Source organism: Kordiimonas sediminis (genome assembly GCF_014656395.1).
Lineage (GTDB): Bacteria > Pseudomonadota > Alphaproteobacteria > Sphingomonadales > Kordiimonadaceae > Kordiimonas_A > Kordiimonas_A sediminis.
Window position 1 is genome coordinate 1,593,986 of record NZ_BNCI01000001.1, and the last position, 25,292, is coordinate 1,619,277.

24 protein-coding genes are annotated in these 25,292 nt (G+C 51.6%); 6 read left to right on the forward strand and 18 right to left on the reverse strand.

Features of this window, described 5'->3' with window-relative positions:
• Positions 1-27: 27 nt before the first annotated feature.
• The 4 genes from proB to rplU all read right to left on the reverse strand — a co-directional run bounded on the left by proB (position 28) and on the right by rplU (position 3,048).
• Positions 28-1,158: a glutamate 5-kinase gene (gene proB / locus IE181_RS07060; RefSeq protein ID WP_191251243.1), complete on the reverse strand. Its 1,131-nt coding sequence runs from the start codon at positions 1,156-1,158 to the stop codon at positions 28-30.
• Positions 1,159-1,204: 46 nt separating this feature from the next.
• Positions 1,205-2,281: a GTPase ObgE gene (gene obgE, locus IE181_RS07065; protein WP_191251245.1), complete on the reverse strand. Its 1,077-nt coding sequence runs from the start codon at positions 2,279-2,281 to the stop codon at positions 1,205-1,207.
• A 119-nt stretch (positions 2,282-2,400) separates the two neighbouring features.
• Positions 2,401-2,655 carry a 50S ribosomal protein L27 gene (gene rpmA / locus IE181_RS07070; RefSeq protein WP_191251247.1) on the reverse strand — a complete coding sequence of 85 codons (255 nt, stop codon included), beginning with the start codon at positions 2,653-2,655 and terminating at the stop codon, positions 2,401-2,403.
• Positions 2,656-2,685: 30 nt separating this feature from the next.
• Complete coding sequence (gene rplU, locus IE181_RS07075) at positions 2,686-3,048, reverse strand: 50S ribosomal protein L21 (RefSeq protein ID WP_191251249.1); 363 nt, start codon at positions 3,046-3,048, stop codon at positions 2,686-2,688.
• 272 nt (positions 3,049-3,320) lie between these two features.
• Between rplU and IE181_RS07080 the strand changes: the two genes are divergently transcribed.
• Complete coding sequence (locus IE181_RS07080; RefSeq protein ID WP_191251252.1) at positions 3,321-3,845, forward strand: DUF6812 domain-containing protein; 525 nt, start codon at positions 3,321-3,323, stop codon at positions 3,843-3,845.
• A gap of 87 nt (positions 3,846-3,932) precedes the next feature.
• Here IE181_RS07080 and IE181_RS07085 read toward each other — a convergent pair whose 3' ends face one another.
• The 7 genes from IE181_RS07085 to IE181_RS07115 all read right to left on the reverse strand — a co-directional run bounded on the left by IE181_RS07085 (position 3,933) and on the right by IE181_RS07115 (position 14,712).
• On the reverse strand, positions 3,933-4,361 hold the full coding sequence (locus IE181_RS07085) for a hypothetical protein (protein ID WP_191251254.1): 429 nt from the start codon (positions 4,359-4,361) through the stop codon (positions 3,933-3,935).
• Positions 4,362-4,488: 127 nt separating this feature from the next.
• Positions 4,489-5,451, reverse strand: coding sequence for an NAD(P)H-dependent flavin oxidoreductase (locus IE181_RS07090; protein WP_191251255.1), 963 nt, complete (start codon positions 5,449-5,451; stop codon positions 4,489-4,491).
• 254 nt (positions 5,452-5,705) lie between these two features.
• Positions 5,706-8,957 carry a WD40/YVTN/BNR-like repeat-containing protein gene (locus IE181_RS07095; RefSeq protein ID WP_191251257.1) on the reverse strand — a complete coding sequence of 1,084 codons (3,252 nt, stop codon included), beginning with the start codon at positions 8,955-8,957 and terminating at the stop codon, positions 5,706-5,708.
• 110 nt (positions 8,958-9,067) lie between these two features.
• Positions 9,068-9,895: a formate dehydrogenase accessory sulfurtransferase FdhD gene (gene fdhD / locus IE181_RS07100; RefSeq protein WP_191251259.1), complete on the reverse strand. Its 828-nt coding sequence runs from the start codon at positions 9,893-9,895 to the stop codon at positions 9,068-9,070.
• On the reverse strand, positions 9,888-12,725 hold the full coding sequence (gene fdhF / locus IE181_RS07105) for a formate dehydrogenase subunit alpha (RefSeq protein WP_191251261.1): 2,838 nt from the start codon (positions 12,723-12,725) through the stop codon (positions 9,888-9,890). Before fdhF ends, fdhD begins: the two co-directional genes overlap by 8 nt.
• Positions 12,722-14,278, reverse strand: coding sequence for a formate dehydrogenase beta subunit (locus tag IE181_RS07110; protein WP_191251263.1), 1,557 nt, complete (start codon positions 14,276-14,278; stop codon positions 12,722-12,724). Before IE181_RS07110 ends, fdhF begins: the two co-directional genes overlap by 4 nt.
• The gene (locus tag IE181_RS07115; protein WP_191251265.1) at positions 14,275-14,712 is read right to left on the reverse strand and encodes an NAD(P)H-dependent oxidoreductase subunit E; all 438 of its coding nucleotides are present in this window, start codon (positions 14,710-14,712) and stop codon (positions 14,275-14,277) included. The genes IE181_RS07110 and IE181_RS07115 overlap by 4 nt, the downstream gene beginning before the upstream one ends.
• A gap of 115 nt (positions 14,713-14,827) precedes the next feature.
• On the opposite strand from IE181_RS07115, the gene mobA reads away from it, so the two are divergent.
• A complete protein-coding gene (gene mobA, locus IE181_RS07120) occupies positions 14,828-15,349 on the forward strand; it encodes a molybdenum cofactor guanylyltransferase (protein ID WP_191251267.1) in 522 nt (173 codons plus the stop codon).
• 26 nt (positions 15,350-15,375) lie between these two features.
• Here the strand turns inward: mobA and IE181_RS07125 are convergent, their stop codons facing one another.
• From IE181_RS07125 to IE181_RS07140, 4 genes are read right to left on the reverse strand one after another with little or no spacing between them, the layout of a single operon-like run.
• The gene (locus IE181_RS07125) at positions 15,376-16,296 is read right to left on the reverse strand and encodes a diacylglycerol/lipid kinase family protein (RefSeq protein WP_191251269.1); all 921 of its coding nucleotides are present in this window, start codon (positions 16,294-16,296) and stop codon (positions 15,376-15,378) included.
• A 38-nt stretch (positions 16,297-16,334) separates the two neighbouring features.
• Complete coding sequence (moaB, locus tag IE181_RS07130) at positions 16,335-16,868, reverse strand: molybdenum cofactor biosynthesis protein B (protein WP_191251272.1); 534 nt, start codon at positions 16,866-16,868, stop codon at positions 16,335-16,337.
• A 3-nt stretch (positions 16,869-16,871) separates the two neighbouring features.
• The gene (locus tag IE181_RS07135) at positions 16,872-18,101 is read right to left on the reverse strand and encodes a molybdopterin molybdotransferase MoeA (protein ID WP_191251274.1); all 1,230 of its coding nucleotides are present in this window, start codon (positions 18,099-18,101) and stop codon (positions 16,872-16,874) included.
• The gene (locus tag IE181_RS07140; RefSeq protein WP_505744272.1) at positions 18,098-18,706 is read right to left on the reverse strand and encodes a UbiX family flavin prenyltransferase; all 609 of its coding nucleotides are present in this window, start codon (positions 18,704-18,706) and stop codon (positions 18,098-18,100) included. Before IE181_RS07140 ends, IE181_RS07135 begins: the two co-directional genes overlap by 4 nt.
• A gap of 477 nt (positions 18,707-19,183) precedes the next feature.
• Here IE181_RS07140 and IE181_RS07145 point away from each other — a divergent pair, with 477 nt between their 5' ends.
• Together IE181_RS07145 and IE181_RS07150 are read left to right on the forward strand one after the other, a co-directional pair.
• A complete protein-coding gene (locus tag IE181_RS07145) occupies positions 19,184-20,110 on the forward strand; it encodes a bile acid:sodium symporter family protein (RefSeq protein WP_191251278.1) in 927 nt (308 codons plus the stop codon).
• 100 nt (positions 20,111-20,210) lie between these two features.
• Positions 20,211-20,993, forward strand: coding sequence for a class II aldolase/adducin family protein (locus IE181_RS07150; protein ID WP_191251280.1), 783 nt, complete (start codon positions 20,211-20,213; stop codon positions 20,991-20,993).
• Positions 20,994-21,097: 104 nt separating this feature from the next.
• Here IE181_RS07150 and dgcA read toward each other — a convergent pair whose 3' ends face one another.
• Together dgcA and dgcN are read right to left on the reverse strand one after the other, a co-directional pair.
• Positions 21,098-22,066 (reverse strand): N-acetyl-D-Glu racemase DgcA, encoded by a 969-nt coding sequence (dgcA, locus tag IE181_RS07155; RefSeq protein WP_191251282.1) that lies wholly within the window; start codon positions 22,064-22,066, stop codon positions 21,098-21,100.
• A complete protein-coding gene (gene dgcN, locus IE181_RS07160) occupies positions 22,060-23,061 on the reverse strand; it encodes an N-acetyltransferase DgcN (RefSeq protein ID WP_191251607.1) in 1,002 nt (333 codons plus the stop codon). The genes dgcA and dgcN overlap by 7 nt, the downstream gene beginning before the upstream one ends.
• Positions 23,062-23,337: 276 nt before the next feature.
• Here dgcN and IE181_RS07165 point away from each other — a divergent pair, with 276 nt between their 5' ends.
• Both IE181_RS07165 and trmB read left to right on the forward strand, forming a co-directional pair.
• Positions 23,338-23,841, forward strand: coding sequence for a GAF domain-containing protein (locus IE181_RS07165; RefSeq protein WP_191251284.1), 504 nt, complete (start codon positions 23,338-23,340; stop codon positions 23,839-23,841).
• A 165-nt stretch (positions 23,842-24,006) separates the two neighbouring features.
• A complete protein-coding gene (gene trmB, locus IE181_RS07170; protein WP_229819208.1) occupies positions 24,007-24,681 on the forward strand; it encodes a tRNA (guanine(46)-N(7))-methyltransferase TrmB in 675 nt (224 codons plus the stop codon).
• 50 nt (positions 24,682-24,731) lie between these two features.
• Here trmB and IE181_RS07175 read toward each other — a convergent pair whose 3' ends face one another.
• Positions 24,732-25,271, reverse strand: a complete 540-nt coding sequence (locus IE181_RS07175) for a cupin domain-containing protein (RefSeq protein WP_191251286.1) — start codon at positions 25,269-25,271, stop codon at positions 24,732-24,734.
• Between the last annotated feature and the right edge of the window lie 21 nt (positions 25,272-25,292).

Genomic DNA, 25,292 nt, shown 5'->3' on the forward strand with positions numbered 1-25,292 from the left:
TTCTGTCAGTATTTTACGTGGGCAAAATCAGAATGTCACGAGGTCGTCGCGGTGGACCAGAGCGGACCGACCCATATAGCCCAGAACTTTCAGGCTGCTTTTCATAGGATGCCCCATCAGCAAACGCGAATCAGAATCACGGTAGGCAATCAGTCCCTGGCCTACGATATGCTTGTCTGGTCCGATGAAGGCGACCAGATCGCCCCGGTCAAAACTACCGTCTACCGAGGTTACACCCGCAGGTAATAGGCTGGCGCCGCCACGGATAGCGTCGGCGGCCCCCTGATCAATATGCAGGAAGCCTTTTGGCGCCATCATGCCGCGAATCCAGCTTTTTCTGATCGAAAGTGGGTCGCCCTGCGCTGTGAAGAGGCTGTTGCGCTCCCCTTGTTCAAGCCGTGTGATCGGTTTGTCGGCCCAGCCGTTCATGATAACCATATTACAGCCTGCCGCCGTGGCAATGCGCCCGGCGTCAACCTTTGTGATCATGCCACCGGACCCCGGCGTTGTGTTCGCAGGTGGTCCTGCCATTTTGCTGACTTCTGCCGTGATTTCGTTAATCACCGGGAAGAAAGTTGCGTCCGGTTTATGTCGTGGGTCTTCTGAATAGATACCGTCGATGTCAGATAACAGGACGAGAACAGTTGCACAGGCCATTTGCGCGACCCGTGCAGCCAGCCTGTCATTGTCACCAAACTGAATCTCGGTCGTTGCCACGGTATCATTTTCGTTGATCACCGGAATGATACCGTTTTCAACCAGTGTCATGACCGTGTTACGGGCATTGATATAGCGTTTTCTATCTTCAAGGTCGCCAAGTGTCAGAAGAATTTGCGCGACTGTATGGCCGTGTGGTTCAAAAATTTTCTGATAGGCTTCTGCAAGCTTTACCTGACCGATTGCAGCTGCAGCCTGTGCATATTCAAGGCGGTTAGGGCGGCCAGTAATATTCAGGGCGCTTTTGCCAAGGGCGATTGCACCTGAAGACACCAGTATGATTTTTTTGCCCTGGGCCTTTAGGCGGTGGATATCCTCAGAAAGCGCACTTAACCAGGAGGTGCGGACATCCCCTGTGTCGGGATCAACAAGGAGCGCTGACCCGATTTTCAGGACGATGATTTCTGCATTCTTAAGGCAGTCAAGGGTGGTATGCGTCATAGAGCCTCCTGATTGAATGAGAAGGGGGAGCTGGGTGCCAGCCTGCCTAAATAGGCGACCAGCCACCTTCGCCACCAACGCCTTCGTTGCTCTCGTCCTCATGGACGCCATCTTCTTCTTCGATGCGCTTGGCTTTATCTTCCTTGATAACGTCCCACAGCGCACCAAGAACATCGGTGGTACCTTCATGTGTGGCACCTGAAAGTACCATGACGGGACGTGCCGCTGCATCCACTAGGGCAAGGCGTTTTTCTTCCAGTTCTTCTTCCGGAATGGCGTCACATTTATTCAGGCCAATGATCATTGGCTTGTCGATCAGACCGCCACCATACTGTTCCAGTTCGCCCATAATCACATCATAGGCTTCGACGACATCTTCCTGTGTACCGTCGATCAGGTGTAAAAGAACCCCGCACCGTTCAACATGTCCAAGAAAGCGTGTGCCAAGACCGATGCCCTCTGAGGCGCCTTCAATCAAACCAGGAATGTCCGCTAGGACAAATTCATTGTTTGCGTATCCAACAACACCCAGTTGCGGAGACATGGTGGTGAAGGGATAGTCAGCAATTTTTGGTTTCGCCCGTGTGACGGCGCTCAGGAAAGTGGACTTACCCGCATTGGGCAGGCCAACAAGCCCGGCATCTGCAAGAAGTTTCAGGCGCAGGACAATCCACATTTCCTCACCCTCACCGCCGTGAGTTGCCTTGCGGGGAGCCCTGTTCGTTGAGGATTTGAAGTGGGTGTTCCCAAGGCCACCTTCACCGCCGCGAGCCAGAACAACACGGTCTCCAACCTTTGCCAGATCAGCCATCATGAAGTTCATGTCTTCGTCGAATATCTGGGTTCCGACAGGGACTTGAAGAATAATATCGTCGCTCGCGGCGCCCGTCATATTCCGGCCCATGCCGTTTTGACCTTTTTTACATTTAAAATGTCGGCTGTAGCGATAGTCTACAAGGGTGTTCAAACCAGACACGGCCTCGGCAATGACATGGCCGCCACGGCCACCGTCGCCACCGTTCGGTCCCCCGTATTCTACGTATTTTTCACGACGGAAAGAGACGCAGCCATTGCCGCCGTCGCCACTTTTGATGAATATTCTGGTCTGATCTACAAATTTCATAGGAGTCTTATAGTTTCTTTTTGTTTTAAAAGGAACCGTCTCAATTCAGGAAAGAGCACGAAAAAAGGCGAAGCTTTTGCTCCGCCTTTTGTCAAAATCTTTTTCAGTCGCGGACGGACTTATGCGCCTTCAACAGAGACGATCGACCGGCCACCTTTACCGCGGGAGAATTTCACATTGCCGTCGATCAGTGCAAAGATAGTGTGATCTTTACCCATGCCAACGTTTGTGCCCGGATACCACTGTGTACCGCGCTGACGAATAATGATGTTGCCAGCAATTACATTTTCGCCACCGAATTTTTTAACACCAAGACGGCGACCAATAGTATCGCGACCGTTCCTGGAACTACCACCAGCTTTTTTGTGAGCCATTTTGCTACTCCTTAAAACCTATTACCGCGCTTATTCAGCAGCAGCTTTTTCCGTTTTCTTTGCTGGTGCTTTTTTCGCAGCAGCTTTTGCGATTTTAGTCACGCGCAGAACAGTTACTTCCTGACGGTGACCTTTTTTGCGACGATAGTTGTGACGACGCTTCTTTTTGAAGACAACAATTTTCTTGTCTTTTTTCTGCTCAAGAACTTCGGCAGTAACCTTGGCGCCAGCTACAAGCGGCTCGCCAACTGTAACAGCTTTGTCGTCGCCAACCATCAGGATCTGGTCCAGAGTGACGTTTTTACCGACTTCACCATCAAGTTTTTCAACTTTGATTACGTCGCCTTCATTCACGCGGTACTGTTTACCGCCAGTTTTAACAACTGCAAACATTAGCAGTTCCTTTCATCATTCTTTTGCCGCAGTAAACCGGGTGGGGCTTAACCCTTTGATGTTCCCACACTTTGGGCGGTTTCCGCTGACGTTTCTTCAAACGCAAAATCGGCAGGGAGAATCGTTTTCTTCCTTCCGAACGCGCGGACTATACGGAAAACAGCTGTTAAGTCAATGATAAATGGACTTTGGTGCATCTGATGCTATGGTGGGGTCGTTAACCATAATGTGTTTTTGCATAGTTAGATTTCATATCAAAATTTGGGGATTTTATGAACGAAGAAGTTTTTGCGGTAAGTAAAAAGCAGATCGCCGTTGAAATTGCACTTACCACGGGGGTGGAACTGAAAGGGTTTCTCTTTGTCCGAGAGGGAGAGCGATTGCAGGACTTGTTGAATGATGACAGAAGTTTCCTGCCGCTTGAAGAGACGCCGGATAATGTCACGATTATTCAGAAGTCTTCGATTGCGAATGCTCGCGCTGTTTCGGGGGCAATAACGCGTGCTGCCGATATCCCTAATTATGGATTTGGCCCTGACCCTATGGGGCCGAAGGAGGCGCTGCGTATTTTAGGGCTGGACACTGGCTGTGGCGAGACGCAGATAAACGACGCCTTTCACAGGATCATGCTGAGTGTGCATCCGGATCAGGGGGGATCAAATTACCTGGCAGCTAAGGTAAATTCGGCAAGGGACGTTCTTTTGCGGCAAATCCAAAAAGGGACTACAAGTCCTGATAAGCACGCGGACAATGATGAGCCTGTTTCGTGGGGCTTCAAGAAGTCAGATAAGCTTTAGGTCTGATTGTTGACCTGCATCAGGTGAGATGCGCTTTTAACAGGCATCAGGGACGAAACCCTGATGCCTTGGAAACTTAAGCAATCATCAGGACTTCTTGGCGATGCTGCGAACGGTAAGCAGTATAAGTCCTGCAAAAAGACAGTAGCCGCCCCATTCGAGTGCATTCAGGTGCGTGAAAATGTCCCCGGCCATGTATCCCATTGGGTCAGACGCAATGCCTTCTGCCTTATCGAAAAAATTCTGTTTCTGGTCTGTGCGCCAGGAATTGAAACGGGGAATTAAAAGGCCAATCCATCCGCCAATCGCCGCGAAGAGCGTCAAGGCGCGCATGCCCAGAAATATCAGGCCGACTGAGGCAGCAGCGGAAGCCATAATGATATAGGCTGGTATTTCGGCAACATCATAGAGGCTTTGTTTGCCGAGAACAGTGAGGTCTGTCATTGGCGCAAAACAACCAACAATGATTAAAACAGCAGCGACATACGTCACCAGATCCAGTTGTTTTTCAGTCATAAATGAAAAATTCCTCTCCGATTTTTGTGCATCAGAGAGGAATTTTTAGTATCTGTCAAGCAGGGCAAACTGCTTCTACAGGGCAAGCTAGCAGACATTGCTCCTGCTTTTACTGGCTCTATAAAACTTACAGCGCCAGACGTGCACGGGCCGCATCATATTCCGCTTTGAAACGTGCGACCATATCACCTGCGCTCATGATCTCGTCAATCACACCAATGCCCTGACCACAGCCCCAGATGTCTTTCCATGCTTTTGCTTCCTGGTTGCCGCCGGAACCAAAATTCATCTTTGAAGGGTCGCTTTCCGGCAGGTTGTCAGGATCAAGCCCGGCATTAATGATGGAGGGCTTCAAATAGTTGCCGTGGATGCCGGTAAACAGGTTTGAGTAAACAATATCGTCAGCCTTGCTGTCACAAACCATTTGTTTGTAGGCTTGGTCGGCATTTGCTTCCTTGGTCGCGATGAAGGCAGAGCCAATATAACCAAGGTCAGCGCCCATTGCCTGTGCGGCCAAAATGGCGTCACCGGATGCGATCGAACCAGACAGCGCGACCGGGCCGTCGAACCATTCGCGAATTTCCTGAATAAGCGCAAAGGGGGAAAGTGTACCAGCGTGGCCACCAGCACCTGCAGCGACTGCGATTATACCGTCAGCGCCTTTTTCAATAGCCTTGCGCGCAAAGCGGTTGTTGATGATGTCGTGCATAACAAGCCCACCGTATGAATGAGCTGCTTCATTAATTTCTTCACGTGCACCAAGGGATGTAATAATCAGGGGTGCTTTATATTTGACGCAAAGCTCCATGTCCTGTTCGAGCCGGTTATTAGACCGGTGGACAATCTGGTTGACAGCAAAAGGCGCCGAAGGTTTATCAGGATTTTTGGCATCATAGTCGGCCAGTTCGCTCGTAATTTGATCCAGCCATTCATCAAGAAGGGATACTGGGCGGGCATTCAGGGCAGGGAAAGACCCAACCACGCCGGCTTTACACTGGGCAATAACCAGCTCCGGAGTTGATAGAATAAACATAGGGGATGCAATTGCCGGAACGGTTAGTTTGTCCGAAAGCCACGTAGGAATTGCCATAAATCTTTCTCCTGACTGTGGGGCGATACGGTAAACACCATGCTCGCCCCGGAATATGTTATGAAGCTGTGCCCTTTATTTCAAAGGCTGATCAGCTAATGAGGATGACGATACTGACTTGCTTCACGGGCATCAAGGCCAAATTAGACTCTGCGGTATGAAAATTGAATGTCTGGCATAAGAGCTGGCATAAGATCTGGCATAAGAAAAGGCCCCGCAGGGCCTTGTCGTTCTGATGAAAAAGTATGTCGTTCTTAGTGCCAGCCGGGACCGCCCGCTGCGTCCAGGGCTGCTTTTACTGCCTGCTGCTCTTCTGTCAGTGTCTTCAGTTCTGCTTTGAGTGCAGAGAAGTCAGCGGCAGCAATAGCGTAGCTGTCAGTCATGGTTTTTGTTGGTTCCTGACGGGTCGTCCAGTGGCCAAAGGCAATCGTGCCCAGACGTGTCAGGATGGACGGCTTTTCTGACTGGTTCAGGCTGGAATAGGCCACGTTACCGTTCAAACGAACTGTAAGCGCATTCAGGCCCTTGTCTAGGGCATCCATTCTCAGAGCAAGCCCGGCGTCAGCGGTAGGCGTTTCCAGTAAGGCTTTCCGCATCTTCACCAGCTCAGTTTTGGCGTCTGCGATGGCTTTGGATGCTTTGGTCGCAGCCCGCAGGTCCGCTCCAACCTTTTGCTGGAAGGCAGATACGGCGCTGCTGTCCGTGCCGGTTGCCAGCGTGTCCACAGGTTTGACAACAATCTGTTGTGCAGGCCCCATTTTGCTGACGTCGCCGTTTGAGACCATCACCAGTTGAGCACTGTACGTACCCGGAGCAGCCAGCGGGCCTGTTGGGTCACCTACCCACGGCGGGGTGAAGGATGGCTTTTGCAAGCGTACCAGATCAGGTGCAGGATACCGCAGATCCCATGCTGTCCGGTGCAGTCCTGCTTTGTTCGCGGCTGGCAGACGCTTCACAGGGTTGCCCGATGCATCGGTAATCTCGATATAGAGGGAGGCTTCTTTTACATCTCTCTCCGCGAGAAGGGCATCATAACCCGGGAATGGGATATCTTTGCCGTCTGCCTTGAGAGTCTTTTCCCGCTCCAGCCTTGCTGCCTTACCTGCCTTGGGCAGTTCGGGCACCCGGTAGGTGATGATCGCACCAAAGGGTGGGTTTTCGGCTTCGAAATGGTCAGATCCGCGTGTGGGTGCACCCTTGGCCTGGCCGGGTTCATTAGGGACATACCACCAGGCATCGCGTACAGGCAGAATACCGCCGTCTTCGATGGCACTATTGTCAGCGGCGATGTCACGCAGAGGCTGAACGTCATCGAGGATATAGAAGCCGCGGCCAAAGCTCGCACCTACCAGATCACCGTCACGGCGCTGTAGTTCTACGTCGCGGAACGGAATAGTTGGTGCGCCCTGAAGTTTATGCCAGTTTTCGCCACCGTTTAGGGTGACATAGACACCGAATTCAGTACCAAGGTACAGAATGTCCGGGTTGACATGGTCCTGTTCCACGGCCCACACGATGGTACCGTCTGGCAGATCGCCTGCAATGTTGGTCCAGCTTTTACCGCGGTTACGACTAACAAACACATAAGGGCTGAAATCGCCTTCCTTGTGGGCGTCTGCCACGGCAAAAACCGCATTTTCATCATGCAGGGATGCTTTGATGTCATTGATGAAATACAGGGCAGGAACCTTTGGCAGATTTGCTGCCGTTTTCCAGCTATCGCCGCCATTTTCGCTGACACTGATTGTGCCGTCATCTGACCCGGTGTACAGAACACCTGCTGCAAGCGGCGATTCCGTAATTGCCGTCAAAGTGGAGTATTTTGACATGGCAGCTGTGTCATACAGGTCATTCACACTGTGAACACGGCCATCAATTTTCATTTCATACCGGTTAAGGTTTTTGGTCAGATCACCGCTGATGGGGGTCCAGCTGTCACCGCGGTCATCCGACATCCACAAACGCTGTGAGGCATAATATATGCGGTTAGGCGCATGGGGACTGATCATGAAGGGGCTATCCCAGTTCCAGCGCTCTGGCGCATCTCCTTCGGCAGGCATTGGCCAGATGCTGATATTTTCCCGGCTGCGCCGATCATGGCGGAACAGGGTACCTTCCTGGAACATAAAGTACATGATGTTGGGATCATCGGGATCAAAGTCTACACCGTACCCATCGGCACCCAGCGGCACGTCCCAATCATCATTGCGGACACCGTCCGTGGTTGTTGTGCGGGACGGCCCATAAAGCGTGCCCAAATCCTGTGCACCGCCCAGAATGTTAAAGAAAGGAACACTTGTGTCTGTTGCAACTTTATAAAACTGGGAAATCGGCATGTTGGTGAAGTGTCGCCACTCTTTTCCTTCGTCATAGCTTTCATACAGCCCAGCGTCCGAGCCAACCAGCATATGATTACCGTCCGTTGGATCAATCCACAAAGCATGGTTGTCGCTATGCTTGGTATGGCCATCTTCCAGTGTTTCAAAGGTCTTACCGCCATCGCGGGTCACATGCAGGAATACATCCATATGATAAACCAGATTCGGATCGTGCGGCGAAGCGTAGACTTCCTGATAATAGTGGGGGCCTGTGCCGCCGGCTACATAATCGCTTTGTTTGGTAAAGCTTTCCCCTTTGTCCGAAGACCGGTAAAAACCGCGCTCTTCAGAAGAGGCTTCAATCCCGGCATAGACAACATTCGGATCAGCGGGCGTTACAGCCAGACCAATTTTGCCAACATTGCCATTTTTGGGCAGGCCGGTTTCAATGCGGCGCCATGTTTTGCCTGCATCGGTTGATTTGTAGATGCCGCTATCATCACCACCGGCCATCAGCGCCCAAACCTTGCGGCGGCGTTCATAGGCTGCAGCATAAATGGTGTCGGGATTGCCTGGCTCAAATTCTATATCCGTGATGCCGGTGTCTTCGTTGATATCGAGTGACTTGGACCAGGTCTTGCCGCCATCTGTGGTTTTGTATAGACCCCGATCACCACCCGCGGTCCATAAGGGGCCTTCAGCCGCAACATAGACAGTGTTGCTGTCCCGCGGATCAATCATGATTTTACCAATATGCTGGGAGTTTTTCAGCCCCATGTTGGTCCATGTTTTACCGCCGTCCAGACTTTTATAAACGCCGTCACCCCAGCCGACATGACGGCCGCTGACATTCTCACCGGTACCAACCCAGACAACATCCGGGTTCTTTGGGTCAATAGTCACAGAACCGATCGAATAGGAAGCTTCTTTATCAAAAACCGGCGTGAAGGTTACGCCGGCATTTGTGGTTTTCCAGACGCCACCGGATCCTACGGCCACATACCATGTGCTGGACCGGGTTGGGTCAACGGCAATATCGGCAATTCTGCCGCCCATGAAGGCCGGTCCGAGTGACCGCATTTTCAGGCCTGGTAACAAACTTTCAGTAGTGGCCGTGTCTGCGGCAGTTGCAGGCAGGCTGACTGCCACAAGTGCCGATAATGCCACGGATTTTAATAAGCTATTCATAAAGAAGCCCCCTTGTTTAAGAATTGGCGAAACGCTAGCATAGGTGTGGCGCTGGCGACAATACCAATTACAGCAACTTCAGGGCAGTAATTGGTTTAGGAAAAACGCCTTTAGAAGCGCATTACGCCGTCCGGCGTAGTGGTATAAAGCGTGATCCCTGCGTTGGCGGCGCGCTGTGCAGCAAACGAGGTCGGGGCTGACAGGCAAACAAGCGCACCGATCCCTGCGCGGGCACATTTTTCAATGATTTCGAAAGAACAGCGGCTGGACAGGACCAGAAACCCCTGTGGCAGTGTTGAGTTTTTGTGCAGAAGGTGGCCAATTAATTTGTCCACGGCGTTATGGCGCCCTACATCCTCTTTGCCGGCGATCAAGTCACCAGTCGGGGTCGCCCAAGCGGCACCGTGGACACTGCGGTTCAGCCGCCGCAGCGGTTGCATGTCGGGAAACATCTGTAGTGCGGTATTAATGGCTGAAAGTTCTATCGTTTTTTGGGGCGATAGTCGGGGCAGTTGCCTGTATAGCCGGTCTTCGCCGTCAATGCCGCACAGGCCGCAACTGCTTGTGCCCGCCATGGTACGTCTATCTGAGCGCAGTAAAAACCGCTTTTCGCGGTCCTCTTTCAAGGTCAGGTGAATATCAATTCCATTGGTGCGTGTGTCGATACGGATATGTTTCAACTCGTCAGGGCGGTCAATAATGCCGTCCGACAAGGCAAACCCGAGCGCAAAGTCAGTCAGGTCATCGGGTGTGGCCAGCATGATAGCAGCGGTTCGGCCCCGTATGATAAAGGCAACGGGAACTTCCACTGGGATATGCCATGTTGCCTGTTCCGACTTGGTGGGGGTGATGTGCTGCCCTTTCAGCAGGATGTCACCAGCCAGTGTTGTCACAGGTGGTTTACAGGCGATTTTACCGTCTTTGGTCTGATTACTCACCTGCTTCAACTTCGATACGGCGCATTTCATCACGGGTGCGAAGATAGGTTTCCTGCCATTCTGAACGGTGATTGGACGGTGTTACCTGTACGGCGGTGACTTTATATTCCGGGCACTGTGTCGCCCAGTCACTTAGTTCTGTGGTGATGACATTTGTCCCGGATTCCGGATGGTGGAAAGTAGTATAAACAACGCCAGGGTTCACGCGGTCTGTCACATCGGCCTGCAAGACAGTTTCGCCCTTGCGGGAGGCAACTGATACCCAGTCACCCGACCGGATACCGCGCAGTTCCGCATCTGAGGGATGAATTTCCAGTAGATCCTGTTCCATCCATTTAATGTTCTCGGTCCGGCGGGTTTGCGCCCCGACATTATACTGGCTAAGGATTCTGCCGGTGGTCAGAATAAGCGGGAATTTACGGTTGGTTCGCTCCTCCGTCGGGACATATTCTGTTAGTTTGAACAGTCCTTTGCCGCGGACAAATTCACCAATATGCATGACGGGTGTGCCAAACGGTGCATCGTCATTGACCGGCCACTGCATGCTGCCTTCTTTGTCAAGACGGTCAAAGGACACCCCGGCAAAGGTAGGTGTCAGACGCGCAATTTCATCCATGATTTCACTGGCGGCCGTATAGTGCATAGGATACCCCATACGGTCTGAAAGCTCTGCTGTGACCCGCCATTCGGCTTTGCCAGTCTTGGGTTTCATGACCGGACGAACCCGGTTGATACGTCGCTCGGCATTAATGAAGGTGCCGTCCTTTTCCAGAAAACTGGTACCGGGCAGGAAAATATGGGCAAAGCGAGCGGTTTCATTCAGGAACAAGTCCTGCACAATGACGCAGTCCATGTTTCTAAGCGCCGCTTCCACATGGTGGGTGTTTGGATCGCTTTGGGCTATGTCCTCGCCTTGAATATAGATGCCTTTGAAGGTGCCCAATACAGCATTATCCAGCATGTTGGGAATGCGCTGGCCGGGAACGCCGTCCATAGGGGTGCCCCAGTCCTGTTCAAAGGTTGCGCGAACCTCATCATTGCTTACAGGGCGATATCCGGGCAATTCATGGGGGAAGGATCCCATGTCGCAGGACCCCTGCACATTATTCTGACCGCGCATCGGGTTAACGCCGACCCCGGGGCGACCGATATTACCGGTAAGCATTGCCAGATTGGCCATGCCCATGACCATGGTAGACCCTTGTGAATGTTCTGTAACACCCAAACCATAATAGATGGCCGCATTCGGGGCCGATGCATACAGTCTTGCAGCGGAACGAATCATTTCCGAATCAAGTCCCGATTCTTCCGCTACTGATTCAGGGCTGTTTTCCTTGCGCTTGATAAAGGCGGTCCATTCTTGAAAAGCAGCAAGATCACAGCGTTCATTAATAAAGGCTTCGTCGGCCAGTCCTTCTTCGACAATTGTATGGGCGATTGCGTTGATCACGGGCACATTTGTGCCGGGTTTCAGGGGAAGGTGATATTCAGCTTCCACATGCGGGGTACGAACCAGATCAATTTGCCGCGGGTCGATAACAATCAGTTTCGCGCCCTGCCGCAACCGCTGTTTCATTTTGGAGCCAAATACCGGATGGGCATCGGTAGGGTTTGACCCAATCAAGAGAATGAGATCGCACTCCTCAATACTGTCAAAATCCTGGGTGCCTGCCGATGTGCCGTATGTCTGGGCCAATCCGTATCCAGTTGGTGAATGGCAGACACGGGCGCAGGTATCTACATTGTTGTTGCCAAATGTTGCGCGCACCAGTTTTTGAACCAGCCAGACTTCCTCGTTGGTGCAGCGTGAGGACGTAATGCCGCCGATTGACGTGCGGCCATATTTTTTCTGCGTGGCTTGCAGGCGTGCTGCCGCGGTGTCCAAGGCTTCATCCCAGCTAACTTTGCGCCATGGGTCATCAATGCTGTCGCGCACCATGGGGGACAGAATTCGGTCGTCATGGGTTGCGTAGCCCCACGCAAACCGCCCTTTCACACAGGCATGGCCGTGGTTGGCCTTGCCGTCTTTGTCAGGCACCATACGGATTACCTGATCGCCCTTGATTTCGGCTTTCAGACTACATCCAACGCCGCAATAAGCGCAGGTTGTCTTAACTGTGCGTTCTGGCATACCTTCGTCAATGACGGTCTTTTCCATCAGTGTTGCGGTAGGGCAGGCATCAACACAGGCCCCGCAGGACACGCACTCAGACGTAAAGAAATCTTCTGTTCCTGTTTTTACCCGGCTTTCAAAGCCGCGCCCCTCGATCGTCAGGGCAAGGGTCCCCTGCACTTCGTCGCAGGCGCGGACACATCTGGAACAAACAATACATTTTGACGGGTCATACTGAAAATAGGGGTTGCTGGTGTCTGGCGTATCAGCCAGATGGTTGGCGCCTTCATAGCCGTAGCGAACTTCACGTAGACCTGTGACACCTGCCATATCCTGCAGTTCACAGTCTCCGTTGGCAGCGCAGGTCAGGCAGTCCAGCGGATGGTCCGAGATATATAATTCCATAACGCCACGCCGCAGTTTTGCCAGGCGGTCGGTCTGTGTATGGATTGTCATGCCTTCTTCAGCAGGGGTTGTGCAGGACGACGGCGTGCCGCGCCGCCCATCAATTTCAACAAGGCACAGACGGCAACTTCCAAAGGACTTTATACAGTCAGTGGCGCACAGGCTAGGTACTGTGAGACCGGCCTTCCGTGCTGCGCGCATGACACTGGTTCCTTCCGGTACCGTAATGGTGTGCCCATCAATAGTTAGCGTGACCGTGTCAGGTGACCCGACTGCGGGCGTTCCAAAATCTATGGATTTTTCCAGTGTCATGTCATGCTCCCTTCTGGGAATTCCTGTTTGGAAGATGGGTTGGCAGTCTGGCCGGGCTTTCTGAAATCATCCGGGAAGTGCTGCAAGGCACTTTTGACGGGAATGGGTGTCATACCACCCATGGCACACAAGGAACCATCTTCCATGACCTCAAGGAGATCAGTCACCAATTCTATCACAGATTCAATTTTTTCTCCATTTTGAACCTGTTCCATTAATTCTTTACCGCGAACCGAGCCAATTCGGCACGGAGTGCATTTGCCGCAGGATTCGATCGCGCAGAATTCAAAGGCATATTTTGCCAAGGATACCATGTCTGCTGTGTCGTCAAATACGACAATGCCGCCGTGGCCAATGCCTGCGCCGATCTCCGCCATTGCTTCGTAGGTTAGTGGCAGATCAAAGTATCTTTCATCAAGATAGGCCCCAAGGGGGCCGCCGATCTGAACTGCCTTGACCGGACGGCCGGACAGGGTGCCGCCGCCATATCCTTCGATTAAGGTCCGCAAGGTGCTACCAAATGGTACTTCTATAAGCCCGCCATGTTTAATGTTGCCTGACAGCTGAAATGGCATGGTTCCGGTTGATTTTCCTTCGCCTTTTTGGGCATATGTTTCGCCGCCCTCGGTAATAATCTCGGGTACTGCGCAAAGTGTCAGGACATTATGGACAAGTGTTGGATGGCCGTACAGGCCTTCAATCGCAGGGATTGGTGGCTTGGCCCGAACCTGGCCGCGCTTGCCTTCGAGGCTTTCAAGAAGGGATGTTTCTTCGCCGCAGATAAACGCACCCGCCCCCATGAAAACACGCAGCTTAAAGCGGTCGTCAAGAATACCCGCTTTCTCGGCAATCTCAATGGCACAGGTTAGAATGTCGCGGGCGATAGGGTATTCCGAACGGAGGTAAATATAGCCTTCCCGTGCACCGGTCGCGAGCCCTGCAATCATCATCCCTTCGATCAGGGTGAAGGGACACCCTTCCAATATCATTCTGTCTGCAAAAGTTCCGCTATCGCCTTCATCAGCGTTACAGACAATAAATTTTCTGGTGCTGTGGGTGGTTGCTACTGTATTCCATTTGATGCCAGCCGGGAATGCAGCACCGCCGCGCCCCCGCAGACCAGACAAACGAACCTGTTCTACAATATCAGATGCATCCATACTTTGCGCGATATGAAGCGCCTTGAACCCGCCATGTGCCTGATAATCTGCAAGCGATAATGGATCGGTTGTGCCGCACTGGGCAAACATGGACCGGCTTTGCTGTTTCAGCCAGGGGAAATGATCCACCACACCGATTGAGAGCGGATGGTCACCGCCTTTCAGAAAGTCAGCGGTGATCAGGCTCTCGATATCTGCAATGTCTACCGGGCCATAGCCGATGCGGCCGTGGTCTGTCTCGACTTCAATCAGCGGTTCCAGCCATGCCATGCCGCGACTGCCAGTGCGGATAATTTCAATGTCCAGCCCGGCTTGGTTCAGATTTGCAGCTACATCATCTGCGCCGCATGCAACGGCAGATGTGTCCAGCGGAATATACAGACGTGTTGTCATGACGCTGGCTCCTGCAGGATAAGCTGTGCAATCTTCTCCGCTGTTAGCCGTGCAACCGGTTTACCGTCAATGTCTGCAGCGGGGCCAGACGCGCACAGCCCCAGACAGTATACAGCTTCTACCGCGGTGTCGGTTCCCTTTGCTATTTCTTGTGCCTGTGCGGCCAGTGCCTCGGAGCCGCGTGCCTGGCAGGCTTCGGCGCGGCACATACGAAACACCCTGCCGGTAGGTGGCTGGTCTTTAAAGTCATGGTAAAAACTTAGCACACCTTTTAATTCGGCCTGTGTAATGTTGAATAGATCAGCCAGAAGGATGGTCATACCAGTTGGAATGCATCCTTCTTTGTCCTGAATATAATGCAGCACAGGTAGTAGTGCTGTTTGGCGGTCTTCGTAAGTATTGACCAGGGTACGTATTTCAGAAATATCTACCACTGTATGTCCCTTGTCCCACACGCTAGTGGCTATCATGCCTGCGTGTTTGTTTTTGCTTCCCTCTTGGTAGTTAACTATAGTGCTGACTGTGGGGTACGCCAAGGAATATTCTATCATGGAATCAGTAATAGGGGTTGTGTTAGCAGGTGGGCGGTCTATGCGTATGCGCACAGACAAGGCCAGTCTGCTGTGGCAGGGGCAAACTTTCCTGGATCGCGCCATTTCTTTGTTGCAGTCCGCAGGGGTACAGCCTGTTGTTGTGCTAGGCCGGCCTGATCACCCAAATGGTATCGCTGACCGGGTTTCTGATTGCGGACCAGGTGTGGCATTATTGGACTTTTTGGCGCAGCGGCCCGTAGGTACACGGGCTCTTGTGATACCCGTTGATATGCCTTTTCTGACTGCTGATTTACTGCGGCCCTTGCTGGAGACAGGGAAGGGGTGTCGGTATCAGGGGCATGTTATGCCAGCTGTCTTATTGCGGCAGAAAGATTTACCCGTTACTGACAGAGTTTCAAGGGTGGTCAATAACCTGTCAGAGGTCAGCCTCTCTGTGCCAGAGGGGGACGCTGCACGCTTTGCCAGTTGCAACACACCAGAAGACCTTCAGAAAGCGCGTCAATTATTTGAAAAGTAGCCAAGCGGTAATTCGGTAGCAGTCAATCAGGGCATTGTCCCTAGAATATTTATACTTGTTTGCAGCGGCGTAACCGTGACCGGGCCATATCCGACAAAATCGCCGTCAATTTGTATGGGCGTGGTTTCGTCGCCTGCTGTGAAACTTTCCTTTTCTACAAAACAGGTCGTTTTATTCCCCGTCTTGTGGAAACTGATCGAAACCATATCCCATAGACGCGCAAGGCTTCCATATCCTTCAAAGCTGTGGACATGAAGGCCGGGGGCAGCACATGCGGATGTCGTACTTATCTTAAAAGGCCCGGCATAGGACCTTATGTTGGCGGCCAATAGCCAATATGCCTGTGGCAGCTGTAATGTGGTGGGAATGACGGGATGGTGCTTTTCCTGTAAAAGGGCCGATGCCGTGGCGGGTACAAACGCCGCACGGCCAAAGCGTTTCTTATGGGCAGGGTTTACCCGTGCCAGAATTTCTGCGTCAAACCCGATGCCGGCCCAGCACATAGCCAGCCTTGTTTGGTTTTGTAGGGTGACCTGAAAGGGAAATAGTTGCAACGGCGTCATAGATAATAGATGCCGGGCCACGGACTGCGGATTTGAAAGGCCGCCAGTGCCGTATCCGATCTCCCTAGCCAGCACATTCGCATTACCAGCGGGGATGATCCCCATGGTGGAGATTGTCTCAAAAACCCCTTCTGCGACTTCGCGAATAGTGCCGTCGCCACCGGCCGCAATAATGATGCGGTCAGGGTTTTGGGTAGCAATTTCACGGGCAATATCGGTTGCGTGGCCGGGCCGTTCGGTTAATTCGGTATGTACGTTGGCACCCGATGATCTGAGATGGTCAGCAACCTGCAAGGTGAACTTGTCTTTTGACCATCCGGCAACCGGATTTCTGATAAGTGTAAAGGCCCGGTCCTGTTTTGAATGTGCTGTGTCGGAAGTCATAACCACCTTGCGCCTATATATGCCGAATATTGGTTCTGCTAGGTTTCAGTAAAGCGGGGCATAAGTTCCACGAAATTACATGGGCCAAAGCGGCTATCCAGTTGATACTGCAAAATATCGTTCCATGCGTCTTTGCAGGCGCCGGTTGAGCCGGGCAGGGCAAAGATCAGTGTATTGCCCGTTCTGCCAGCCAGGGCGCGGGACTGAATGGTCGAAGACCCAATTTTGGCATAACTCAGCATTCTGAAAAGTTCACCAAAGCCCGGTATCTCCAATTCGATAACGTCACGAACGGCTTCTGGCGTCACGTCACGCCCGGTAATGCCGGTGCCGCCCGTGGTTAAGATGACATCGACGTTTTCCTGCTTGATCCATGTGCGTAACTGGGCTGCAATTTCATTTCTGTCGTCAGGAATGATTTGGCGGTTGGCCAGTATGTGCCCTGCATTTGTGATAAAATCTGCGAGCGTCTGCCCGCTTTTATCTGTCTCAAAGGTGCGCGTGTCCGACACCGTTAAAACCGCAATGCGGACGGGGATGAAATCGCGATCTTCTCTGATTTTGCCTGCCATTGGTTATATCTCCAGCGGGGTAAAAGGGATGCAGTCAACCAGGCTGCCTTTTTCTATGTTCTCTGTGCCTTCCGGATAGACAATCCATGTATTCATATCGACCATCGGAGCGACGCGGAAACTTTCCTGGCCGGATAGAACGGTGGCAACCAGGCGACCATCCTCTGATATTCCGATGTTGCCTTTCAGAAAGCTGGTCAGACGGGGTGTTGTCTTAACAGTAGTCTTCAGAGTTGCTTTGATCATGGGTTCAGGCTGCTGTCCCGAAAGGGCGCGCAGGAACGGGGCCACAAATACTCTAAGTCCCATGGCTGTTGATACCGGATTGCCGGGCAGGCCAAAAAAGTGTCTGCCGTCCGGGAGTTTTGCAAACAGGATTGGTTTGCCCGGTTTGACCTTGGCGCGGTGTAGAAGAATGGTCGCCCCCATTGCTTCAAGCTCAGCGCGGACAAAGTCAAACTTGCCAACGCTAACGGCGCCGGTGGATATGATCACATCGGCATCACCGCGCAGTGCATCCCGCATCGCTTCACGAAAGCTGTCACCATCATCCCCAACAGTGCGACGCCACATCATATCTGCGCCAAGTGCGGGCAGGATGCTTTCGCCGTATGGACCGGAACTGTTATAGATCTGGCTTGGACTCAGTGGGGCTGATAGGTCATCAACCAGCTCCCGTCCGGTTGAAAGCCATACTGCTTTGGGGCGAGGGATAACAGGAAATCTTCCTTTCCCAAGGGCACATAGGGTCGGCACTAGGGCGGCAGAGATACACTGCCCTTTTCTGGCAACGATCTGTCCGGGCTTCATGTCCTCCCCGGCGGCACGAACATTACGCTCGCTCTCATATGGGGCATCAAGGATAAGCGTGTCGTTATCCCTCTTGGTCATTTCTACCGGGATAACACTGTCAGCACCGGGTGGTACGGGCGCGCCTGTCATTATTTCCGCGGCTGTTCCCGGCGCAAGCTGTTTGGGCAGGAGGTCAGTACCCGCAGGGATCGACTGGCTTATTGGTAGCTTGATAGGGCTGGGTGCACTGTCGCGTGCTGTATCCGCGGCCAAAAGCGCATAGCCGTCCATTGCAGAATTGGCGAAAGGCGGTACCTGCACAGAGGAGATAATATCTTCAGCTAGCACCATGCTGATCGCATCGGTCAGGGCGATTTCTGTGTGGGGGAGAGGGGATGCCTCCGCCATTATAATATTTAATGCATCTGTGTAAGAAATCATGATGATGATGCTTGCGTGCCTTGCCAGCGTTGAACCAGGTCCGTGTCGATATCCAGCAAGTCCAGAATGCGACCAACACTATGATTGATTATGTCGTCGACTGATTGCGGACGGGTGTACATGCCGGGCATTGGGGGGGCAATAATGGCGCCAATGGAACTGGCCCGCGCCATTAATTCAAGGTGCCCGGAATGCAGGGGCGTTTCCCGCGGCATCAGTATCAGTTTACGGCGTTCTTTCAGGCACACATCTGCTGCCCTGGCGATGAGATCATCTGCATAGGAATTTGCAATGGCGGAAAGGTTTTTCATGGCACAAGCGGCGACAATCATGCCGTCTGTTTTAAAGGAGCCACTGGCGATGGCTGCACCAATATCACTGTTTTTATATGTCGTGGTCGCCAGTTCTTCGACGCTTTTGATCGTGTGATCCGTTTCAATGCCGATATTCATGCGTGCAGTTTTAGACAGGACAAGGTGTGTTTCTACGCCGGGCACAGCTTTAAGTGCCTCCAATAGACGTATGCCGTAAATACAGCCACTTGCACCACCTATGGCGACGATCAGTTTCATTGCGGTTCCTTCTTGCGGGTTCTTTTTATTTATACAGGAACCATGCCAAGGGGCTAGAGAAATATCAATCTCTCCCTCTTCTCTCACAAAGAGTTTAGCTAGTTCATCTCGGGCATATTGAAGGCGTTTATATTGCCTAAACCTTGAGTCGTAAAAGATGTTGTGGCGTGGATTGGTTTGGACATGAAAAGGCCCCTGGCGAACCAGGGGCAGTCTCGAGCAAGGCGGAATTAGTTCCAAAATCCAGGACTAAAGCACCGCATCCGGGTAGTATCCCGGATGCGGTCACCATGTAGTAATCGGTCAGCTTTGTCTAGCATTAATTATGGTATATTAATAAATATTGATAAAATTAAAGTATACAGTATGAAAATTAATAGTTTTATTTCATTTTTATTTCATTGTGTCTGAATAGTTGTATTAATAGCATGCATTCATAAGTCTGGACGGTGGTTTTTAAACACTTTATGGTGGGCATTGTAGGGTTAGTTCAAGAGTAGTGGGGACAATATGCCAAATGGTCTGGAAGCAATTGACAGTGCGATTGTCGCGATTGAGCCGGTAACGCAGCTGGGGCTGGCACTTATTCTGATAATCGTGATGTTCAGTGTGGCACTTGGGCTGGGGATTGGGGACTTTCGTCTGGTGTCAAAGCGGCCTATGGCTGTTTTTATCGGTGCGGCCGCACAGATGGTTGGCTTGCCTCTGATGACGCTACTATTGATCAAGGTCATTCCTCTGCCTGCGTCTGTTGCCCTTGGTATGATCATTGTTGCCAGTTGTCCGGGGGGTAATGTTTCAAACTTTTACACAGTTCTGGCGCGCGGCGATGCCGCTTACTCGGTGACGTTAACGACCATATCCAGTTTGGCCGGGGTTGTGTGGGTTCCGTTTTCTATTTTATTCTGGTCTTCTTTTCATGCCCCTGTCGAATCGCTGGTTGATGCTATCGCGCTGGATAAAGTTACCTTTATCCTGCGGATCGTTGGATTGTTGGGGGTGCCGCTCCTGCTTGGGATGTGGATACGTCATAAACGGCCAGACCTCGCCAGAAAGATACAAAAGCATGCAGTGCCCGGTTCGGTTATTTTATTACTGATGGTAATCCTGATTGCGTTATTTGATAATGTCGAGCTGTTTACAGACTTTGGCCCCTTATTGTTACCTGTAGTCGCGGGACATAACGCCCTGGCCTTTCTCCTTGGATGGGGTGTGGGGTGGGTCTTTGTTGCCTCGGGCAAAGACAGACGCGCGCTGACTTTTGAAGTCGGCCTGCAGAATGCTGGCTTGGGGTTGTTGATTATTCTAAGCCATTTCGAACATGCTGCGGGCGCAGCGGTTGTGACAGCAATGTGGAGCATGTGGCATTTTGTAGGCGGTTTCTCAGTATTGGCGCTGTACCGCATACGGGACAAAATTGCAAAACGGCCCGAATGACGCGCATATTTGAACCTTCGGTATGTTTGGGCTTGTCAGGCTGGCCAGTCGGTGTTTAAGGTCTTTTATTGAATGTTGTCCAGTGTAGTGGGAGGATCAAATGGCAAATGGTGGCCGCTTGGAAATTGAAAGTGTTAAAGACAAAGTCAGCGCGGAAGAATGGAAAATCAGGCAGGATCTTGCAGGATGTTACCGTGCAGTAGCAGCGTTTGGCTGGGATGATTTGATTTATACGCATTTGACCGCGCGTGTTCCCACGGAAGATGGATCCCATGCATTTCTGATTAATCCCCTTGGCTTGATGTTTGATGAAATCACTGCATCGAGTCTCGTGAAAATCGATACAGATGGCAATAAGTTGATGGACAGTCCATTTCCGGTAAATGCGGCAGGTTTTACTATTCACAGCGCCATTCATACGGCAAACGAGAATGCGGGCTGCGTGATGCATCTCCATACACCATACGGGATTGCTGTCTCTAATTTAAAAGAGGGGCTTAGCCCAACGTGCCAAAGTGCTATTTTCCCGTGGGCCAAGATTGCATATCATGATTATGAAGGGCTGGCCGTGCGGCCGGATGAAAAGGAACGACTTGTTGCCAACATGGGTGATAAGGAAGTTCTGATACTGCGGAATCACGGTACACTTACTGTGGGTAGCTCGGTTGGTGAGGCTTTCCAATATATGTATTTTCTGGAATTTGCCTGCAAGACGCAAATCCTGACAATGAGTGCAGGTGGTGAACGTCATGAGATGGCAGACTGGGCGATGGAGAATACTATCCGCGATATGATGAAACCAACCGGTGAGCAAGGCATTCAAATGATGTGGTCTGCAATGATGCGCCGGATGGAACGTCTGGACCCAAGTTTTCTGGACTAGGGTTTTGAACAGGCAACAGGGGCTTCATCTGTAAGGTGATATGAAAAAGGGACGGGTGATATGCCCGTCCCTTTTTCATTGTGGGTCGGTGATCTGTTTGAGAACTATCCCCACAGTGCGGGTGGGAATGTCGCAATTCTATTGTCGGTAAAGCTTAGACCATCCGGGCGATCTTTCTGAAGCAGCAGAGGGCCATCCAGATCAACAATGCTGGCATCGCCCGCTAGTAACAGGGCAGGGGCCATGGCAAGGGAAGTGCCGACCATACAGCCGACCATGATATCAAGCCCCGCTTCTCTGGCCGCTTCTTTGAGTGCTAACGCTTCAGTCAGTCCGCCGGTTTTGTCCAGCTTGATATTAATCATGTCATACTTGCCGACTATGTCAGACAGACTTGCCGTGTCATGACAGCTTTCATCTGCGATGATCGGGATGGGGCGCGCTAATGTCTTCAGGGCCTCGTCATTACCTGCGGGCATTGGCTGTTCTATTGCCTCAATACGCAGTTTTTCCAGTGCCGGGACAAATGATCTATAGTGGTCAGCATTCCAGCCTTCGTTTGCATCAACAATGATCCGGGCGTTTGGTGCGCCTTTTCGAACTGCCTCAACCCGCTCAAGATCGCCGTCTCCGGCTAATTTGAGTTTTAAAAGCGGCATATGCTGGCATTCAAGCGCTTTGGCATGCATGTTGGCTGGTGTGTCAACGGACAGGGTGTAGGCAGTAATGATATTGTCAGGGGCGCTAATGCCGACCATATTCCAGACACGTTTTCCTGCTTGTTTCGCTTTCCAGTCCCAGACGGCACAGTCAACGGCGTTGCGTGCGGCGCCTGCCTTCAAGGCTTCGCCAACCAGGCATGGATCTGCGCTTATCTTTATCGCAGCAGCATCAATTTCAGCAATTACGCTGTCTATGCTTTCACCGTACCGGGCATAGGGAACGCATTCTCCGCGTCCCGATATGCCGTCTTTGGTAAAGGTGGCGACGACAACATCTGCGGCCGTTTTTGACCCGCGTGAGATCGTAAAGGTGCCAGCAATGGGCCAGCTTTCGTGTGCGGCGATTAGCATGATGCAAGGGCATCCACGAGTGCGTCAACTCCCGTGCGGACTGGGTCAACTGCAGGCAAGCCAAACTGGTCGCTTAATTCCTGTAGATAGGTTGTTGCTTCTGCTTCACTGAGCGCAGAGGTATTGACAGCAAGCCCAATGAACTTGGCATTCGGGTTGGTCAAACGTGCGCAGCGCAGATTCAGATCCATACAGTCTTCGATAGAAGGCAGAGGATAGTCGACACCGCGCATGGTTTTGCGGGTCGGCTCATGACACATGATCAAAGCATCAGCTTGGGCACCGTGCAGTAGCCCCATGGAAACGCCCGCGAATGAAGGGTGGAACAGGGATCCTTGTCCTTCGATCAGGTCCCAGTGATCCGGATCGTTCGCCGGGGCAATCTGTTCCACTGCGCCGGAAATGAAATCAGACACGACGGCATCAACAGAAACACCGCTTCCCGCGATAAAGATGCCGGTCTGACCGGTAGCCCGAAAGGTGGCTTTCATGCCTCTTGCCAGCATGGCGCATTCCATCGCGAGTGTTGCGTACATTTTACCAACGGAGCAATCTGTTCCCACCGCAAGTACACGCTTGCCTGACCGTTTTTCACCACTGCCGCATTCAAAAGTGCCATCAGCATGCCTGACATCAAACAGATCAAGGCCCTTATCGGCTGCTTTTTTACTGACATCTGCAATCTGTGTTAAGCGGGCGTGCAGGCCGGATGCTACGTGATATCCGATGTCCAGTGCTTCCATGATACAGTCGTGCCACTCTGCGGAAATCTTGCCGCCACGAGTTGCAACACCGATGACAAGTGTGCGCGCGCCCTTGTCCCATGCTTCCTGAAGTGTCATGTCTTGCAGGCCAAGGGTAGCCTTACAGTCCCAAAGACGCAGTTGACCTACACATTTTTCTGGTCGCCAGTCTTTAATCCCTTGCGCAGTTTTGGCCGCGAGTTGATCTTTGGCGTCGCCCAGAAACAGTAAGTAAGGTGCCTGCAAATTAATCATGATAGCCTCTTTTCAAAGAAAAATATTCAGTAATGAATTGCCAGATATTTACCGGGATCAACAAACCAAAGCCAGTTATTATTATGGATATTAACGTTTCGATAGTCTGCATTTATGGGGGCAGGTGCGCTATTCCAAGTACAGATAACTTTCATATAAACTGAACTGTGAATTTTTACAAAATCAATCAAGTATAATGTGTATAAATGTTTATTCTTGACTTTATATTTACAGTAATGGGACAGTATAGGTGCTACTTTTCAGGGGGGATGTATGCAGCAGACTAGGCAGTATATTGAAACGCTTGCAGCTAACACTGTACCAGGTCCGATGCTTTTGCAGTCTATTTGCAAGGATGCAGCCACAAATCTGCAGGTAGACTTGGTCAGTGTCTGGTTTTTTTCCGAAACATACGACCGTATTACCTGTGCCTGTCGATATGATGTTTTGGCGGACACGGTGACGTCTGGCGGTACGTTGGGCCGCGCGGCGCACCCTGTTTATTTTCAGCATTTGCTATCGGAAACACGCTTGATAGCACCGGACGTAGAGAAGCGTTCCTACACAGTTGAATTGTTGGATACATACTTTAGGCCGAATAAAATCAAATCTCTCCTGGATTATATATTGGTGCATAATAGTGAGCCGATAGGGGTTATTTGCTGTGAAAATCGCAGAACAACCCGCGACTGGAGAGAAGAAGATGTGCGGTATCTGAATATGCTCGGTACGATGGCTGCGGCGGCGCTGTTCCAGTCTCGGTCAGAGTTTCTGTAAGTTCCTCCGCAAATTTAGTAGTTAAACCATCTAGACTGGTTGCCGTAGTAGGATGGCATAAAGCTAAAGTGTGACGCGCCAGGATACACTTACGAAATCCATTTTTAATTCAGGTATATTTAACGCTATAAAGACGGTACCGTATCAGCCTGGACGACCTTTTATATGCAAACACCTTCTTATATGCAAACACCTTCCCGACCCGTACTTTCAAACCAAGCAGATATTCATGAAAGTCTGGACAAGACTGTCTTGCGGCATTTGACCTCTGAGAACCTGCGACCCATCGCTGATCACTCCCTGAAGGCGTTTGACCAAGCTATTGGTTTCCTACAAACGGCTCCCGAAAGGCCGTGGATATTGGATGCCTGCTGCGGTGTTGGGGATAGTACACGTGCGTTGGCGCGGCAATTCCCTGATCATCTTGTTTTGGGGGTGGATAAATCTATCAAGCGTTTGCAAACGGAAAGGCAAGACCCTGAGCCAGGCAATATGTTGCTGCTGCGAACTGACCTGAATGACTTTTATCGCTTGGCTGCCTCTCATGGCTTGCGGCCGGACAGACACTATATCTTATACCCAAACCCCTGGCCCAAGGCTGCGCACCTAAAACGCAGATGGCACGGGGCACCGGTCTTCCCTGCGATTGTTGCTGTTGGCGGGATTATGGAGTTACGCTCCAACTGGGATGTTTATTTGCGTGAATTTGCCCGCGCTTTGGAACTGGCTGATGTCAAATCAGTGATCGAACCATATGAAGCGACCGACCCGATCACCCCTTTTGAGCGAAAATACCGTGATAGCGGTCAGCCGCTATGGCGACTGAAAGTCCACCCTTAAGCAGCGTTTTGCGATTGCCTCAAAGGGTGGTATTCGCGCGGGCACACTGGTTAAAAAGGCGGCGTGCAGGCGCTGATCAGGCAGCATTCCTCATCACCAATGGTTCGAAATCTGTGGGGTAGGGTGCTGTCAAAATAGTAGCCGTCCCCGGGGCCAAGGATACGACGTTCATCCCCGACGGTCACTTCCATTCTGCCGCTGATGATAATGCCAGCTTCCTCGCCGGGATGGGACAGGGCCGCCGCACCAGAGGACGTGCCAGGTGCGGATACTTCCTTGATCATCTGTAGCATCCGTCCTTTGCTTGATTTACCCATTTGTAGATACTGCACTTTGCCAGTGCCGATATTGACAAAATCTTCTTTGGCGAAAAAGTAAGTGGCAGGCTCAGATGTTTCATCAGCAAAGAACTCAGCAATTGAGATATCCAGACCATCAAGAATGCGCCGCAACAGTCCAACAGAGGGATCGCTTTGACTTTTCTCCAGAACCGAGATGGTGCCATTGCTAACCCCGGAAATTTTCGCTAACTCCCGCTGTGACATGCCTCTGCTTTGTCGAATCTTTCGTATCTGTCTGCCGACATCCATGGTTGCTGCCCTGTTTTTATG